Origin of the sequence: Methylobacterium fujisawaense, from assembly GCF_014138435.1 — a bacterium.
In the GTDB taxonomy this organism is placed as follows: Bacteria; Pseudomonadota; Alphaproteobacteria; order Rhizobiales; family Beijerinckiaceae; genus Methylobacterium; species Methylobacterium fujisawaense.
Window position 1 is genome coordinate 711,519 of record NZ_JACJIM010000003.1, and the last position, 16,339, is coordinate 727,857.

The 16,339-nt window shown below is 70.0% G+C and carries 15 protein-coding genes and 1 pseudogene; 9 read left to right on the plus strand and 7 right to left on the minus strand.

Features of this window, described 5'->3' with window-relative positions:
* Positions 1–70: 70 nt before the first annotated feature.
* Positions 71–1,054 (plus strand): glycosyltransferase family protein, encoded by a 984-nt coding sequence (locus GGQ91_RS12640; RefSeq protein ID WP_182592117.1) that lies wholly within the window; start codon positions 71–73, stop codon positions 1,052–1,054.
* A 37-nt stretch (positions 1,055–1,091) separates the two neighbouring features.
* On the opposite strand, the gene GGQ91_RS12645 is transcribed toward GGQ91_RS12640, so the two are convergent.
* Complete coding sequence (locus tag GGQ91_RS12645; protein ID WP_182592118.1) at positions 1,092–2,276, minus strand: glycosyltransferase family 4 protein; 1,185 nt, start codon at positions 2,274–2,276, stop codon at positions 1,092–1,094.
* Entirely contained in the window at positions 2,276–3,316 is a 1,041-nt protein-coding gene (locus tag GGQ91_RS12650) for a glycosyltransferase (protein WP_182592119.1), read from the minus strand. The genes GGQ91_RS12645 and GGQ91_RS12650 overlap by 1 nt, the downstream gene beginning before the upstream one ends.
* Before the next feature lie 93 nt (positions 3,317–3,409).
* Between GGQ91_RS12650 and GGQ91_RS12655 the strand changes: the two genes are divergently transcribed.
* From GGQ91_RS12655 to GGQ91_RS12685, 7 genes are all read left to right on the plus strand, one after another.
* A complete protein-coding gene (locus GGQ91_RS12655; protein WP_043755491.1) occupies positions 3,410–5,461 on the plus strand; it encodes an HAD-IIB family hydrolase in 2,052 nt (683 codons plus the stop codon).
* Entirely contained in the window at positions 5,451–6,335 is an 885-nt protein-coding gene (locus GGQ91_RS12660) for a glycosyltransferase family 2 protein (protein WP_179698134.1), read from the plus strand. The genes GGQ91_RS12655 and GGQ91_RS12660 overlap by 11 nt, the downstream gene beginning before the upstream one ends.
* Positions 6,336–6,357: 22 nt before the next feature.
* On the plus strand, positions 6,358–7,503 hold the full coding sequence (locus GGQ91_RS12665; protein WP_053608604.1) for a glycosyltransferase: 1,146 nt from the start codon (positions 6,358–6,360) through the stop codon (positions 7,501–7,503).
* 41 nt (positions 7,504–7,544) lie between these two features.
* Entirely contained in the window at positions 7,545–8,486 is a 942-nt protein-coding gene (locus GGQ91_RS12670; RefSeq protein WP_043352918.1) for a glycosyltransferase family 2 protein, read from the plus strand.
* Complete coding sequence (locus GGQ91_RS12675; protein WP_182592120.1) at positions 8,483–9,610, plus strand: glycosyltransferase; 1,128 nt, start codon at positions 8,483–8,485, stop codon at positions 9,608–9,610. The genes GGQ91_RS12670 and GGQ91_RS12675 overlap by 4 nt, the downstream gene beginning before the upstream one ends.
* Positions 9,607–10,281, plus strand: a complete 675-nt coding sequence (locus GGQ91_RS12680; RefSeq protein ID WP_182592121.1) for a class I SAM-dependent methyltransferase — start codon at positions 9,607–9,609, stop codon at positions 10,279–10,281. The genes GGQ91_RS12675 and GGQ91_RS12680 overlap by 4 nt, the downstream gene beginning before the upstream one ends.
* A 137-nt stretch (positions 10,282–10,418) precedes the next feature.
* Positions 10,419–10,841 carry a response regulator gene (locus GGQ91_RS12685; protein WP_182592122.1) on the plus strand — a complete coding sequence of 141 codons (423 nt, stop codon included), beginning with the start codon at positions 10,419–10,421 and terminating at the stop codon, positions 10,839–10,841.
* Between the two features lie 247 nt (positions 10,842–11,088).
* On the opposite strand, the gene GGQ91_RS12690 is transcribed toward GGQ91_RS12685, so the two are convergent.
* The 3 genes from GGQ91_RS12690 to GGQ91_RS12700 form a co-directional block, all read right to left on the minus strand.
* Positions 11,089–11,394, minus strand: coding sequence for a hypothetical protein (locus GGQ91_RS12690; protein ID WP_182592123.1), 306 nt, complete (start codon positions 11,392–11,394; stop codon positions 11,089–11,091).
* 267 nt (positions 11,395–11,661) lie between these two features.
* The gene (locus GGQ91_RS12695; RefSeq protein WP_182592124.1) at positions 11,662–12,225 is read right to left on the minus strand and encodes a chlorite dismutase family protein; all 564 of its coding nucleotides are present in this window, start codon (positions 12,223–12,225) and stop codon (positions 11,662–11,664) included.
* A gap of 210 nt (positions 12,226–12,435) precedes the next feature.
* Positions 12,436–13,365 (minus strand): AraC family transcriptional regulator, encoded by a 930-nt coding sequence (locus tag GGQ91_RS12700; protein WP_053611222.1) that lies wholly within the window; start codon positions 13,363–13,365, stop codon positions 12,436–12,438.
* A gap of 93 nt (positions 13,366–13,458) precedes the next feature.
* Here GGQ91_RS12700 and GGQ91_RS12705 point away from each other — a divergent pair, with 93 nt between their 5' ends.
* Entirely contained in the window at positions 13,459–14,202 is a 744-nt protein-coding gene (locus GGQ91_RS12705; RefSeq protein WP_182592125.1) for an SDR family oxidoreductase, read from the plus strand.
* Between the two features lie 352 nt (positions 14,203–14,554).
* On the opposite strand, the pseudogene GGQ91_RS12710 reads toward GGQ91_RS12705, so the two are convergent.
* Both GGQ91_RS12710 and GGQ91_RS12715 read right to left on the minus strand, forming a co-directional pair.
* Positions 14,555–15,795: pseudogene (locus GGQ91_RS12710) on the minus strand (cytochrome P450).
* The coding region (locus GGQ91_RS12715) for an oxidoreductase C-terminal domain-containing protein (protein WP_281375060.1) at positions 15,788–16,339 on the minus strand (552 nt) is incomplete at its 5' end. The gene GGQ91_RS12715 and the pseudogene GGQ91_RS12710, both read right to left, overlap by 8 nt.

The following is a 16,339-nucleotide window of genomic DNA, read 5'->3' on the forward strand; positions in this document are numbered from 1 at the left end:
CGCGGAGGTAAGGCGCGGGCCCGACGCATCCAGGCCCCTGTGCTGGATCGCGGGCGTGGGAGATGGGATCATGCGCCGGTGTTTCGTCTGTGCCGCCGCCATGATCGGGCCGAGCGACCGGACCCTGTCCTATCCGGGCGGCGCGCGCCGCGCCTTCCCGCTGGCCTGCAACGCCTGCGGGGTCCTGCTCGCGCACGCCGCGGCCCCGGAGGCCTGCCGCGCGCATCTGGCCCGAAGCCTCGCCGGTCCCGTCTTCGCGCCCGACCCGGAGGCGCCCTACGGCCTCGACCTCTATACCCTGCGTAGCGCCGCGACCCGTTGGCGGCTCGGCGTCCGTCCCCGCGACGCGGCCGGCCGCGCGGAACTCCGACACCCCCACGGTACCCGGGCGGCCGACGCTGAGCTGTTCGCCCTCGAAGCCGCCGACCGGCGCCCGGTGTCCCTCGGTCTCCTCTGCCGTCCGGCGGACCGGGACGCCGTCCTGGCCTCGCTGCCGGCGCAGGCTGGCTGGACGGACGACGTCGCGATCTTGATCGACGGGCCGGCGCGGGCGGCGGTGCCGGTCCCGGTCGCGGGCTTCGCCGCGGGGGCGGTGCGCGTGGCCGCCCGCCCCCTGGACGGGGATTTCGCCGCGCAGCGCAATGCCCTCCAGGGCCTCGCCCGCCACGGCTGGATGCTGCAGCTCGACGCCGACGAGGCGCTCGGCCCGGCTACCGGCCGCTTGCTGCCCGCCCTGGCGGCCCTGGCCGAGGCGGAGGCCGTCGTCTCGATCGGGCTCGCCCGGGCGAACCGGGTCGACGGCGTCCTCTCGGACGTGTTCCCGGATGTCCAGTATCGGTTGAACCGCACCCATCTGGTCTACGCCGGCCGCGTCCATGAGCGCCCGGTTCTCGACCGCGGCTGGCCCGGGAGCCTCATCGCCCTGCACGGCGGCATCGAGCATCGCCTGAGTGCGGCCCATGTCCGGGCACGGTCGCGGCGCTACGAGGCGCTCGATCCCGGGCGCGGACGCCCGGAGGAAGAGGCCGCGTTGCTGCGCGCATACGCAGACTGACGGGTCGGAGCGGACCGGATCTGCTGCGGCTGCACGATCAGCCGCCCCGCGCCGCCGTGATCGCCCGTTCGTAGAGCGCCAGGGTCTCGCGCCCGAGGCTCGCCCGGCTGAAGCGCCCGGCCGCCGCCAGGGCGCGGGCGCGATAGGCGCGGCGCAGGTCCGGATCGGTGAGGAGCGGACGCAGGGCGTCGGCGAGGGCCGGCCCGGTCGCGGCCGCGGCCAGGGGGCCGGCGCCGGGCAGGCCGACGAAGGCGCGGGCGCTCGCATCCTCGGCGCAGGCCACGACCGGCCGGCCGTAGGCGAGCGCTTCCTGGTAGACGAGGCCGAAACTCTCGTAGCGCGAGGGCGCCAGCACCGCGTGAGACTCGGCGTAGGCCGCCGACAGCGCCCGGCCGTCGATCCGGCCCCGGGCCTGGATGTGCGGCCGCGCCACATCGGGCAGATCGGCCGGGAGATCGTCCGGCGGCACCCCGACGAGGTCGAGCCGGAAGGCGGGCAGCGCGCCCCTCGCCCACTCGGCGCCGAGGATCGCGACCGCGCCGAGAAGGGCATCGAACCCCTTCCGCGCCTCCGCCCGCCCGACGAAGAGCAGGCGGATCGGTTCCGCCGCCTCCGGATAGGGGGCGCCACTCGCGGCCTCGGCGACCTCGGGGGGCAGGCTGAGACCGATCACCGCCTCGGGCTGCCGCCCGGTCAGCCCGTAGCAACGGGCGATCACCCCCGCGTGCGTCGCGGTGTTTGCGATGAGCCCAGCGCTCGCCTGAGCCTGCCGACGCTCCAGGCGGTCAGCCGTCCAGCCGTCGAGGCGGTTCCGCAGGCTGCCGGCCGGGTCGCGGGTGAAGGCGGCCGGCGTGGAGCTGCGGGTCACCAGCGGCAGATCCCGCCGGCCGGCGAGCAGGGCAGCCGGCGCATACCAATTGGTCGCCTCGATCACGGCGAAGGGCCCTTGGCGATGCGCCTCGAGTACGGCACGCCGGAAGGCGAGCGGGGCGGCGAGATGGCCGGCGGAGCCCCAGAGGCGCAGGCGCGCGAGGGAGCTGCCAGGCGCCAGGGCGAGGCCCGACACGGTGACGCCGCCGATCCGTTCGTGTCCGGTCCGGTCGAGGGTGAACACCGTCACCTCCGCGCCCGCCTGCGCAAGGCTCTCGGCGATCTCTCGGGCCGCGGTGGAGAGCCCGCTCGGCGATGGCGGGTAGTCCCAGGCCAGGAAGGCGGTGCGCATCAGGCGGCGTGCAGGCGGTGGTAGAGGGCGAGGTAATCCCGGGCCATGCGTTCGGCGGTGAAGCGCTCCTCGAACCGGCGGCGGATCGCGGCGCGGTCGAGCTGCCCGATCCGGGCGAGGGCCGCGACCGCCTCGGCTTCGCTGGAGACGATGAAGCCCGTCACCCCGTCCTCGACGATCTCGGGAACCGAGCCGCGGTTCCAGGCGACCACCGGAGTGCCGCAGGCCATCGCCTCGATCATCACGAGGCCGAAGGGCTCGGGCCAGTCGATCGGGAACAGGAGCGCCCGGGCGCCGCCCAGGAGCTCGCCCTTCCGGGTATCGTCGACGGGCCCGAGATAGGTCGCGTCGACGCTCAGCAGGGGACGCACGCAGCGGTCGAAATAGTCCGGGTTGCCGACATCGATCGTGCCGCCGAGCCGGATCGGCAGACCGGCGGCGCGGGCGACCCGGATCGCCACGTCGGGCCGCTTCTGGTCGGTCATGCGACCCACGAAGGCGACATGGTCGTCCGGCGCGGCGCGGAAGGCGTAGCGCGCCCGGTCAATGCCGTGATGGACGATGCCGGCCAGGTTCACGGCCGGGATGCCGGTCGCCTGCGCGGCCGAGATCGCCGCGACGGGCAGGTCGGGGAAGCCCTGGAAGAACAAGGCCCGGTCGAGCTCGTCGACCCGCCAGTGGATGGTGGTCAGGCTGCGTCGGCGCCGCGCGCCCAGCAGCGCCGCGTGGGCGAATTCGCCGTGGCAATGGACGATGTCGAAATCGTCGAGCCGCTGCCGCAGGTCCTCCAGCTGCAGAGCCTCCAGGGCGGCGGGCACCCCGGGTGCGACGCACCCGTGTTGCCGTTCCAGCGCCGCGAGACTCGGGTAATTGCCGACGCGCGGTAAGTCTGTCGCACTGTCCGATGGGGCGAATAATGTTAGTTCCACACCCAAGCTTCGTAGCGCCGTGCTGAGATCGTGCACAACCCGCTCGGTGCCGCCGTGATGGTCTGGGGGAACGGGAAAAATGTTCGGAGCGACCTGCGCGACGCGAAGCACGGCAACCTCTTTACATATGTTAAGCCGGGGCGCGGCGTTCGCTTTACATAAGTTAAGCGTTCTGCGGCGCGCGAGAGCCGCAGCGCACGCCTGATGTTTGTCCTGCATATCGCCCTGCAGGGCTGCCTGCGCGGCGACGGCGTCGTCTACGGGCTCACCGCCGACACGGGCGGCCATATCCGCTACCTGCTCGATCTGGTCTCGGCCTCGGTGCAGGACCGCGATCTCACGCGGATCGTGGTGGCGACCCGTCTGTTTCGCGGCTCCCTCGGAGCCGCCTACGCCGTGCCCGAAGAGCCGATCGCCGACAAGGTCACGCTCGTGCGGCTCGCGAGCGCGTCCCCGGACTACCGCGCCAAGGAGGCGATGCACGCCGAGGTCGCGTCCTTCGCCGAAAACCTCATCACCTGGATCGCCGCCCAGGCCCGGGCGCCGGATCTCATTCACGCGCATTACGCGGACGCGGCGACGGTGGCGGCCCTGGTGGAAGATCGCCTGGGCATCCCCTTCGTCTTCACGGCCCATTCCCTCGGACGCGTGAAGGCAACGATGCTGGGCACGGCCCCCGTCCGGCCTGATCTCGCCCGCCGGATCGCCGCCGAGGAGGAGGCTGTGGCGCGAGCCCAGCTCGTGATCGCCTCCTCGCGGGACGAGGCGGAGGTGCAGTACGCCGGCTATGCGGCCTACGATCCCGGACGCGTCCGCGTCCTGCCTCCAGGCAGCGACCTCGCCCGCTTCGCCGCGGCCCAGACCCATCCCCGGGTCGACGCGGCGATCGACCGCTTCCTCGACGATCCGGACAGGCCGGCAATCCTGGCGCTCGCCCGGCCGGTGGCGCGCAAGAATCTCGCTGCGCTGGTGCGTGCCTACGGCGAGAGTCGTGCGCTCCAGGCCCACGCCAACCTCGTGATCATCGCCGGGACCCGTGACGACATCGATACCCTCGACGGCGACATGGCCGCGACCATGCGCGACCTCCTCGTCCTGATCGATCGCTACGATCTCTACGGGCGCGTCGCCTACCCGAAGACGCACCGTCCGGAGGACGTTCCGGCGATCTACGCCCATGCCCGGACGCGCGGCGGCCTGTTCGTCAACCCGGCCCTCAACGAGCCCTTCGGCCTGACGCTACTTGAGGCCTCTGCCGCCGGCCTGCCGCTGGTCGCCACCGACAGCGGCGGCCCCAACGACATCGTCGAGACCTGCGGCAACGGGCTCTTGGTCGATCCACGCACCCACGGGGCGATCGCGGAAGCGTGCCTGCGGATCCTGGGCGATCCGGTCCTCTACGCACGCTGCGTGGCTGGCGGCGCCCGGGCGGCTGCAGCCTACGACTGGGACCGACACGCCGCCCGCTATCACGTCCTGCTGCGCGCGCTGCTGTCCCCGGAGCCGCCCACCCGGACACCCCGGCAGCTGCTCGTCTGCGACATCGATAACACGCTGGTCGGCTGCGATGCGGCCATGGGAATCTTCCGCCGGTGGCGCAGCCGGCAGGCGGGGCTCGCCTTCGGCGTCGCAACCGGCCGGTCCTTCCACAGCGCGATGGCCGTGCTGGAGCAACAGGACAGCCCCCGGCCCCAGGTAATGATCACCTCGGTGGGATCCGAAATTTACCACCTCGACGCCAACGGCGTGACATACACGGCTGACGCCGCGTGGCGCCGGATCATAGAGCCCGGCTGGGATCGGCCCGCCGTGCACGCAGCGCTCGACAGGCTTGATGGGCTGAGCCCCCAGGGTCCTCTGGAGCAGCGGGCCCTAAAGCTGAGCTATTTCGGTGACACCGAGACCGAACGGCGCGTCCGCGCGCGTCTGGCAGAGGCCGGTATCGCCGCGCGTGTGATTCACAGTCATGGACGGTATCTCGACGTCCTGCCCGAGGCCGCCTCGAAGGGCACTGCCGTGGACCACGTCCGGGCCCTGTACGACCTGCCGGAGCATGCCGTGTTCGTGGCCGGCGATTCCGGCAACGACATCGAGATGCTCGGCGCCCGCGTGCAGGCGATCATCGTGGCGAACTATTCCGACGACCTCGCAAGCCATGCCGCCCTGAAGCACTCCTACGTGTCCCGCCGGACCCACGCCCGGGGCATCATTGAAGGGGTCTCGCACTTCCGCCGGATGCTCGCCGATGCCGGCTGAGCATGAGGAGGGGCCGGCTCCCAGCGTCCTGACCCTGGTCCGCGGCCGGGCCGACCGCCTCCGTAACCTGATGCAGGGTCTCGCCCGCCAGACGCTGCCCCCGCGAGAGCTGGTGATCGCCTGGATGCAGTCGGAGCGTGCGCCGGACCTGCCCGATCCCGGCTGCCCGATCCGGCACCTCCACGTGCCGGGCGAGCCGATGCCGCTGGCCGCCGCGCGCAACCGGGCCGCCGAGGCAGCGTGCGCTGAACTCCTCGTCTTCCTCGACGTGGATTGCATCCCGTCGCCGACTTTGACGGACGCCTATGCGCGGGCCGGCGCTACGGCGCAGGGGCTGTTGCTCGGCGAGGTCCTCTACCTTCCGCCTGGCGCGGGCACCGGCGATTGCACGCCGGCGGTACTCGACCGCCTCGGCCGAGCCCATCCGGCCCGGCCCGCCCTGCCCGAAAACGGCCTGCGGCCGGAACCCGATGCAGGCCAGCTCTGGGGCCTGTCCTTCGCCCTACCGGCCGCGGTTTGGCGCACGGCCGGCGGCATGGACGAGGCCTTCGTGGGCTACGGCGGTGAGGAGACGGACCTCGCCGCCCGGCTTGCCGCCGCCGGGTTGCCGGTCTTCTGGGTCGCGGGGGCTCGCGCCTATCACCAGCACCATCCGGTCCACGTGCCGCCGCTGCAGCATTTCGCGTCGATCCTCGCCAACGCGGCGCGTTTCCGGGCGCGGCACGGGCGCTGGTGCATGACCTACTGGCTCGACCAGTTCCGCGCGGCCGGGCTGATCGACTGGGACGTCGCCGCCCCCGCGATCCGCCTGATCCGCCCGCCGACCGAACCCGAGATCGCCGCGGCCCTGCGGCCCGACGCCCTGTTCTCTTGAGAGCGAGCCCGAACCCACCGCCATGAAGAAGCCGATCGCGTTCTTCGTTCATCATCAGGGCCGCGGCCACGCCAACCGCACGATGGCGGTGGCCGCCGAGTTTGCTCGTGACCGGGCCGTCTCGGTGCTGACCGCCGATCCACGCCTGTTCGACGGCTTCGGCCGCGACATCGAGATCGTGGCGCTGCCCAACATGATCGGCGCCGCCGTGCCGACGGCGCGCCTCTACGCCGAGCCGACGCCCCAGGTGATGCACTGCGTTCCCCTGGGTCTCGACGCGATGCGCCGGACGATGCGGTCGATCCTCGACCATCTCGACGAGCGCGGAATCGGCCTGTTCGTGGTCGATGTCTCGGCGGAGATCGCGCTGCTCGCGCGCATCGCCAGCGTGCCGGCGGTGCAGATCCGCATGCACGGCGACCGGTCCGATATCGGCCATGTCGGCGCCTACGAGGCCTGCGTCGGAATGCTCGCCCCCTTCGACGAGCGCTTGGAGCAAGACGATTACCCGGCACCCCTGCGCGCCAAGACCTTCTACAGCGGCGGCCTGTGCACCAGCGTCGACCGGGTGCCGGAGCGCGCGGAGGCCCGCGCCAAGCTCGGCCTCGATCCTGCACGGGAGATCGTGGTGGCGGTGACCGGCGGCGGCGGCAGCGGCACGCCCTTCGCGCCCCTCACGGTCGCGGCCCGCGCCGAACCCGACGCCCTGTGGCTCACCCTCGGGCCGACCCACCGCGAGGGCCACGAGACCGACTTTTCGAATCTGCGCGAACTCGGCTGGGTGTCCTCGGTCACCGACTACCTCGCCGCCGCCGACATCGTGATCGCCTCGGCGGGCGACAACACGGTCCACGAGGTTGCCCGGGTCGGCGGTCGCCTGATCGTGATGCCGGAATGGCGCTACTTCGCCGAGCAGACCCGCAAGGCCGAGGCCCTGGTCCGGCTCGGCGCTGCCGTGCAGGCGCCCGCCTGGCCGGGTGATCTCCGGGGCTGGCGGGACCTCCTCGCCCGCGCCCGCGCCCTCGACGGGGCTCCCCTGCGGAGCCTCTACGCCCCCGACGCCGCTGCCCGCGCCGCCGGCTGGCTCGAAGGGCTGACCGACGCGCTCTGGGATTGCGGACCGGCCGGCGCCGAAACCGTCCCGCTTCCAGGCATCGCCGCCGAGTGACCGCCGCCGTCTCCCCAACCCAACCGGAGCCCGATCGCCTTATGTCCACCGTCTCCGTGGTGACCCTCGCGAAGGGCCGGCCGGCGCATCTGCGCAACGTGCTCCGCGGCCTGGAGCGCCAGACGCAGCCCCCCGCCGCCTTCATCGTCGCGGTGATGCAGGAGACGCCCTACGACCTGCCCGAGGTCGGCTTCCCGGTGCATCAGATTCCGGTGCGGGGCCGCGAGTTGCCGCTGGCGGCGGCGCGCAACCGCGGCGTGGCGGCGGTCGACAGCGACGCCGTGGTCTTCCTCGACGTCGATTGCATCCCGGCGCCCGACCTCATCGCCGACTACGCGCGGGGGCTCTCCGAACTCGACGGGCTGCTGATGGGCGAGGTGCTGCATCTGCCCGAGCGCGCCACGCAGGGGACCTGGGACTATGCCGGCCTCGATGCCGTGGCGGAGCGGCATTCCGACCGCCGCGGGCCCCCGGCCTCCGGCATCGAGATCTGCAACGATTACCGCTGCTTCTGGTCGCTCAACTTCGCGATCCGGCGGGCCACCTTCCTGGCGACCGGCGGCTTCGACGAGCGCTACACCGGCTACGGCGGCGAGGACACCGACTTCGGCAAGCTCCTCGACCGAAGCGGCATCCCGATCGCCTGGATCAAGGGCGCGCGCGCCTATCACCAGTACCACCCGCACCACATGCCGCCGGTCCATCACCTCGAGAGTGTGGTGCGCAACGCCGAATTGTTCGAGGCCAAGTGGGGCTACCGCACCATGGGCCACTGGCTCTACGCCTTCAAAGTGATGGGCCTGATCGACGACACGCCCGATCGGCCGATCCGCATCCTGCGCCGGCCCGACGCCGCCGACCTCGCGCTGACTGGTCAGCTGGGCCACCAGCCCTACACCAACTCGGCGTCGGTGATCCGCGCCATCGAGGCCCGGACGGATGCCGGGGCCGCCGCGAAATCGCCGGCGCCGGTGACGGCGTGAGGATCGCGCTCCTTGCCCATCTCCGCCATCCGATCGCCCCGCCCTTCGCGGGGGGGCTCGAAGCCTATACGTGGAGCCTCGCGGACGGTCTCGCTGCCCGGGGCCACAGCGTCGCCCTGTTCGCCTCCGGCGACAGCGACGCGCGCTTTGCGCTGGATCCTGTGATCCCGGTCCATCACGAGCGGAGCCATGCCGGCCTGGAGCACCGGGGCGATGCAGGCCTGAAGGCTCATCTCGACGACGGCTACGCTTCCGCCTGCGACCGGATCGCTGCCGGGGGCTTCGATGTGCTCCACAACAACAGCCTGAGCCGTCTGCCCCTGGAGAAACGGCGCACCGCCGCGACGCCCACCGTCACGTCGCTGCACGTACCGCCCTACGACGCCCTGCGCTGGTTCGTGCAGGCGAGCCCCGCCCCGGGACACCGGATCACTGCGCCCTCCCGGGCGCATCTCGACGCGTGGTGGCCGGACGGGGCGCCCGCGGAGGCCTCGGTGCTTCACAACGGCATCGATCCCGCCGCCTGGCCGTATCGTCCGGACGGCGACGGCAGCGCCGTCTGGTGCGCGCGGATCACGCCCGACAAGGGCGCGCAGCACGCGATCGGCGCGGCGCGCCAAGCCGGCCTGCCCCTGACCCTGTTCGGCCCGATCGAAGAGCCGGATTACTGGGCGGCCCAGGTCGCGCCGTTGCTCGGCGGCTCGATCCGCTACGGCGGCCAGCTCAGCGGGACGGCCCTGGCCGCGGAGGTCGGCCGCGCCTCCGTGTTCCTGGCCACACCGTGCTGGGACGAGCCGTTCGGGCTGGCGGCGATCGAGGCGATGGCCTGCGGCCTGCCGGTCGCCGGCTTCGCCCGGGGCGCCGTTTCGGAGGTCGTCGGCGAAGCCGGGTCCCTCGCGGCACCAGGGGACCAGGCGGGTCTTGCCCGTGCCATCGGCGCGGCGCTCGTGATCCCGCGGCCGATCCCGCGCGCGCGTGTCCTGCGCCTGTTCACCCGCGCATGCTGGCTCGACCGATGCGAGGCACTCTACGCGCAGGCCCGCGCCGGGACTGACCCCGCGGCCGCCAAACGCCTGCTCCTCCCGCGCCTTAGCCACAGCGTCCGTGTGAAAGCCGAGACATGACCCGACAGGATCCGATCGCCGCCTTGTGGCATGGTCGCGACCCCTTCGCGGATCCCCCGGAGGACCTACGCCCCGCCGACCTGCAGGGCTGGCGCAGCATCCACCCCTACCTCGAGGAGGCGGTGATCGAGTTCCGGCCCCGTGTGGTCATCGAGATCGGCACCTGGAAGGGGGCCAGCGCCCTCTTCCTCGCGCGAACCATGGCCGAGAACGAGGTCGCCGGCACCGTGATCGCGGTCGATACGTGGCTCGGAGCCGTCGATCACTGGGCGGACGAGGCGCTGTTCGCGGAACTCGCCACCGAGCATGGCTATCCGAGCCTCTACCGGACCTTCCTGGCCAATGTGGTGCGCGAAGGCATGACGGACCACATCGTGCCGTTGCCGCTCGACTCGGTGAATGCCGCGGAACTCCTGCGTCTGCGCGGTGTGACCGCCGACGTCATTCATCTCGATGCTGGGCACGAGGAGACGTCTGTCGCGGCGGACCTGCGCGCCTGGTGGCCGGTCCTGCGGCCTGGAGGCCTCCTGATCGCCGACGATTACGACCGCTTGGGCGGCCGCTTCCCGGGTGTGACCCGGGCGGTCGATGCGTTCTGCGCCGAGGTCGGGGCGCGGGGGCCGTGGTCGCTGCAGGGCAAGTGCAAGTTCACCAAGCCGAATGAGGGCTGATCAAGTGCTTCGCCTGTGCGCCGGCGATGAGGATCTGGTCGGCACGCTGACGACCTCGGGCGTCCATCTCATGGCAGGCGGCTGAACTTGGCGTCTTTCCACCCGGACCTTTCCATGAAACGCGGCATTGAGGGGAGATGACCCATGCCTCCTCGAACGCTGCGCCCTGTGCTCTCGTCGTCGACGACGACGGCATGGTCCGCATGGCTGCGATCGACATCCTGGAGGACGCGGGGTTTGCGACCTTTGCGGCCGCATCCGGTGATACGGCGTTGCTCGTGCTCGAAGAACACCACGCGTGCATCGTGCTGCTGTTCACCGACGTGCAGATGCCGGGCGTACACGATGGCTTCGCCCTCGCTCGAAAGGTTGCGAGCGCCTATCCTCACGTCTCGATCGTCGTTGCGTCGGGGCAGGCCAAGCCCGGACCGAACGATCTGCCGGACGGAGCGCGCTTCATCGGAAAGCCGTTCAGCGTGGACATCGTGAATCACCACCTGCGCGAGGTTCTGCCGGACGAGCAGAAGCCCGAGCCGCTGCGCAACAAGAACCGCGCCTGAGAGGCGCGATCATATCTTCCGTCAGCACTCGCAGCTACGCAAGCATGCACGCGAAATGACTGTCGGCACCCCAAACGGACCCGGCGGCGATGTCTGCTTCGATGCATTCGCCGTCCAGAAGCGGACGGGCGGGACACCACCCCGAGCGGACGGTCCGATAGCGACCCAACTCGGTCGCAAGCGCGCATCTAAGCTTTTCTTCAAAGCGGACGTTCGAGTGCATAAGTCAGAAGCGGCTCCCCAGGCATCAGTGCGCCGGCGACCGCTCCAATGCGTCCGACGAGCGCTTCTTCTTTTTGCGTTTGCTCACCTTCAACACCACGTCCAAGTTGTCCTCGGCGATGCGCTCAGCCAACACGAAGTCATGGAGTTCAGCGGTCGCTCCGTCTGAAGCAGCCGACGCTTCCGTCACAGCATAAAACGCCGCGCGAACGATCTCCTTCTTGCTCGCCTCCGGGTTCCGTTCGCGGATGGCAGAACGGATCGCCTTCGGCTTCATCCCAGGGGCGGCAATCTCCTTCAGCGTGTCTGCGATCTCTCTGATCGATGCCATATTGCTCACCTGCACCTCACCCGCTCGGCTGGGCCACAATCCCGTCGGCCAATGCGACGTTCCGATGACGCGGCCACACAGCCAGCTTCTTACGCGAGACGCATTGTTCACGCGAGCGTGAGGCCTTACCGAGCGGGCACGTTCTTCATGAGACCGGAACGCACTTGGGGCGCGTCTGCAATGCGGCGCGCCCCTCTTTCGCCTCCGGCATGAAGGCTGGCGAGGTATGGCCCCGACAGCATCAAAGGCGGTTCTCGCCTAAATGGGTCAATCGCGCGTGAGGCGTATATCGACCTCTCGCTCCACGAAGGTCCATTCCCGCGTGGCCCTGAGGTTAGAGAGGAGAGTTTCGAAATCCGCCTCATGCTCTGGCGCAAACTCGAACCAAGTCAGAAAGTCAAACGGCTCACGAAGATCCCTGCTGTGATGAAGCCTTCTGGCAATGGCAGGAAGATAGTTCATACCAATCGTGGTGTGCTTGGAAGTCTCCTCGAATATTTCACGGCGCTCGTCTTGAGCCAAATCCCACCACTGCTGAGATTTTTTGATCGGGATCAGAGCGGCATGAGTTGCTGTCGGCCGATCAAGAGCAGCTTGTAAGCTCCGTAGCCTATTGGCTTCATCGCGTGTGGTGTAGCGGAGGTTGCTAATAGCTCCGCGTAGACGCCATGCCATGTCGGAAGACGCCAAGTGTCCCGGATCTTCACTTTCACTCACCAAGCCAACTGACACAAATGCCACCTCTTCAAGGCGGGCTCCGGTCGTTGCCTCCGCGCGCGTAACCCGCCACGGGCCTCTGTCGCCGCCTGTGAACTCGATCACACAAGGCATGCCGTCGATCTCCTTGCCACGAGCCTAGTTCGTCGAAGCTCGCCTCGGGTTACACGCCAATACGAGGCGCACTCTTGCCAGAGAACCTTCTGTCTTTTTCGGCGAACCTGTCGTGGAGCGGACGTTTCACTTTGGGCATTTCACCAGCTTGTGAAAGTCCGTATTCTCAGGTTCAATACTCGAAAGCTGCCAGTCCGTTTTCCACCCGTCTCAGACGGGCAGAGGCGCAGGGCTACGTTGTTGGGCGCGCTGCTCGCGGGCGTAGTGAATTGGCGGTCTGCCGACATGACGGGCGAAGGCGGTGCTGAAGGTGCTGGCAGACCCGTAGCCCACGCGCTCGGCAACCTCCGCTACGCCGGCTCCCTCGCGACCGAGCAGATCCTTCGCCAGCGCGATACGCCACGCCAGGAGATACGCCATCGGCGCGACGCCGACCTCGCGCCGGAACCGTTCGAAGAATGTCGAGCGCGACAGTCCCGCCTCTCGGGCCAGGGCCGCGACCGTCCAGGGAACGGTCGGTCGCTCGTGCATCCGGCGCAACGCGGCGGCCACGCGCTCGTCGGCAAGCCCGCGCAGGAGGCCTGAGGGCGCCGTCGGACCCGTGGTGGACCGAAGCGCCTCGATCAGAAGCACCTCCAGAAGCCGCGCCAGGACCACCTCGCGACCGGGCCTGTCGCCCCGCGTCTCCTCGTTCACCAAGCCGAGCAGCATCGCCAGTCGTCCGACGCCGCGCACATGGACGAACCGTGGCAGGAGCGACAGCAGCAGTTCCGTATCGTCGGAGGCGAAGGTGCAGTGCCCCACCAGCATGCGCAGGTCGGGCGGCACCTCGGCAGGACCGAGCCGGAACACGCCGGGGCCAACCTCGACGGGCGGCGGCGGCCGCCCCGCCGAAGGCGCGACGAGGCTGGAGGCGGCGAAGGCGCTGGCGGCGGGGATCAGTACGAAGTCGCCGGCCGCGAGGACGATCTCCGCCTCGCCGTCGATCGCAAGGCGGCACGCCCCCTCCAGCACCGCAGCGTAGAACGGCTGGCCGTGGTCGTCGCGGCGCACGGTCCAGGCGCCGCCGGCCAGGACTAGCTTGGAGAACGAGGCGCTGGGCTGAAGCAGCCCGACCACCTGGGTGAGCGGATCGACCATTTCGGACGCTCGCCAATGAAATATGGACTTGCGCCCGTATCACGTCCGGCGAAGCGCTCCTATCACCCCGTGGTGCGTCACACGGGAGGCTCCATGAACACGATCCTTATCACCGGCTGCTCATCCGGCTTCGGCCTGGAGACGGCGCGCCTGTTCCTCGACCGTGGCTGGCGGGTCATCGCCACGATGCGCACGCCCCGGGCCGCCCTGCTCCCGGAGTCCGACCACCTCACCGTCTTGCCGCTCGACGTGACCGACGCCGACAGCATCGCCCGGACGGTCGCGGAGGCCGGGCCGCTCGATGTCCTGGTGAACAACGCGGGCGTCGGGCTGCTGAACGCCCTGGAAGGCCTGTCAATGGAGTCCGCCCGGGAGGTGTTCGAGACGAACACCCTCGGCGCCATCGCCATGACCCAGGCCGTGCTGCCGCAGTTCCGGGAACGGGGTGCGGGGGTGATCGTCAACGTGACGTCGAGCGTGACCCTCCGGCCGCTGCCGCTGCTGGCGGTCTATACCGCGAGCAAGGCCGCGGTGAATGCCTTCACCGAGTCCCTCGCCCACGAACTCGTGCCATTCGGGGTGCGCGCCCATCTCGTCATTCCCGGCCGATCGCCGGAGACCGCGTTCGGGACCAACGCCCGCACCCGAATGGGGATGGATGTGCCCGAGGCCTATGGCGAACTGGCGGGTCAGGTCTTCGCGAACTTCCAGCAGGCGACGGAAGAGCTGACCCGGGCCTCGGACGTGGCCGAGGCGGTCTGGCGCGCGGCGACCGACCCGGCCTGCCCGATGCGCCTGCCGGCGGGCGCTGACGCGGTCGCCTGGGCGGCGGCCTGAAACGACCCCTCGAACGTCTGCTTCCGCCCCATGTTCGAGCGGAAGCGGACGAGCCGAGATCCACCCACCCCGGTCATTCAGAAGACCATGCCAGCGACTCGGGACCTGGCCGATAGCAGAACGACCGCTCCGGAAAGGCTTGCCGCAGAAGCGGACGAGATCATGCGAACCCGGTCAAATATCCCGATGTGTCACCGTTCTGAAGGTCAGTCGCACAATGAGAGATTTCAGTCCCTGGTGCGATGCGCATGACTGGACAAGCTTGTACAACAGGGTGAGCTGACGCGCGCCTCCGACAGACGATGGCGCGTGGCGCCTAGCAGCTTCCCAGACCCCTTTCGGGCCCGGAGGATCAGGCGATCCCCGCGATGGCGATGCCGAGGTTCTTCGGACCGCGCAGGGAAGCGCCGGCCCGGTAGGGCGGTGGATCGTCGAGGAGCCGCGGCGCGACGAGGCGCCGGCACAGGGTGACCAGGGCGATCTCGGCTTCGACGCGCGCCAGCGGCGCGCCTACGCAGTAATGGAGGCCGCCGCCGAACCCGAAATGCTGGTTGTCGTTCCGGTCGGGATCGAACCGGTCCGGCTGCGTGAACCGCGCCGGATCGCGGTTTCCGGCCGCGAGCATCAGGACTACCGAGGATCCGGCCGGGATCGTCGTGCCCTCCACGTCGATGTCGTCGAGCGCCCTGCGGGTGCGGAAATGGACGGGGGGCTCGGGACGCAGGATCTCCTCGATCACGCGGGGCGCCCGCTCGGGGTCGGCCTTCAGCTTCTCGAGCTCGTCCGGATGTCGGAGCAGGGTGAGCATCCCGTTGGTAATGAAGTTCACGGTCGTCTCATGGCCCGCGACGAGGAGCAAGATCGCCGTGGAGATCAGGTCGATGTCGCCCATGGCCGGCCTGCCCCGGCCGCCGCGGGCGGCGAGGCCGCGGAGCATGTCGTCGGCCGGATGGCGGCGCTTCTCGCGGACCAGCCGGCGCATGTAGTCCGAGATCGCGTCGAAGGTGGCGGCGATCTCGCGCCGTCCCGCCTCGTCGTGGCGCGCGTCGGGCTCCAGGGCCGTCGCGAGGCGTGTCGCCCAGGCATGGAATTGCCGCTCGTCGGCCTCGGGCACAACGAGGAGCTCGCAGATGACGGCGACGGGCAGCGGACAGGACAGGTCGTCCACGAGGCAGACCGTGTCGCGGCCCCGGCACTTGTCGATCAAGGCATCCACGAGCGTCGCGACCTTGGCGTGGGAGTCGCGCACCCGGGCGATCGTGAACTCCTTCATCACGATGCCGCGCAGGGTGTCGTGGTCGGGCGGATCGCGGAAGATCAGCGGGCGGTGGGCATTGACCACGCGGTTCCGGATCGGGTTGAGGATCCAGTCCTTTGGGGGTTGCCCGTGGCGGGCCGGCGCGACGGAGGCAGATCCTCGGAGCTGAGGCGCGGATCGAAGATCAGGCTCCGCAACGCCGCCTGGGTGCTGACGAGGTAGCTGCCATCCGCCTGCCGGGACACAGGTGTCTCGCGCATCCTGGCGTAGAGGGGATAGGGATCCGCCCGGTTCTTCGGGGCCAGCACCTGCGCGAAGAGCGTCTCGTCAGACATGGCTAGCCTCCGGCGCCGGCGCGGCGCGATGGGCAGGGGGCCGCGCCGCGGGGAAGCCCGGCTTCAGCCGCTCGATTCGTGGCTGGTCGATGGCATCGGGAAACGGAGGAAAGCGCGCCCCGGCGGCGACGGCCTCGGCATAGGCGGGCAGCCAGCGCGCCTCGTCGAAGGAGACGGCGGCGATGCTGCGACCGGCCCTGACATACACGGCCAGGAACCGGTGCGAGGCCCGCGATCCCTGGACGAGCGCGAGTGCAACCGCCCCCGCGGTGTGGCCTGCGAGCTTGATGTTCAGGCCGAACTGTCTCGACCAGAAAGCTGGCAGATGCCGGTAGGGCTGCTGGGCGGAGGGGGCGGCCATCATGTTGGCTGCCGCGTGCCGGGCCTGGTCGACAGCGTTGCCCCAATGCTCCACCGTCATCGGACGATCATTGTAGAGCGGGTTCGGCCTGACCTGACCGGCTGGCTTTGGACCGAGCTGATTGAGAGGATCAGCGAGGACCGAAGGAGTCGGACATGCGGCGAGGTCAGAAGACGAACGCGG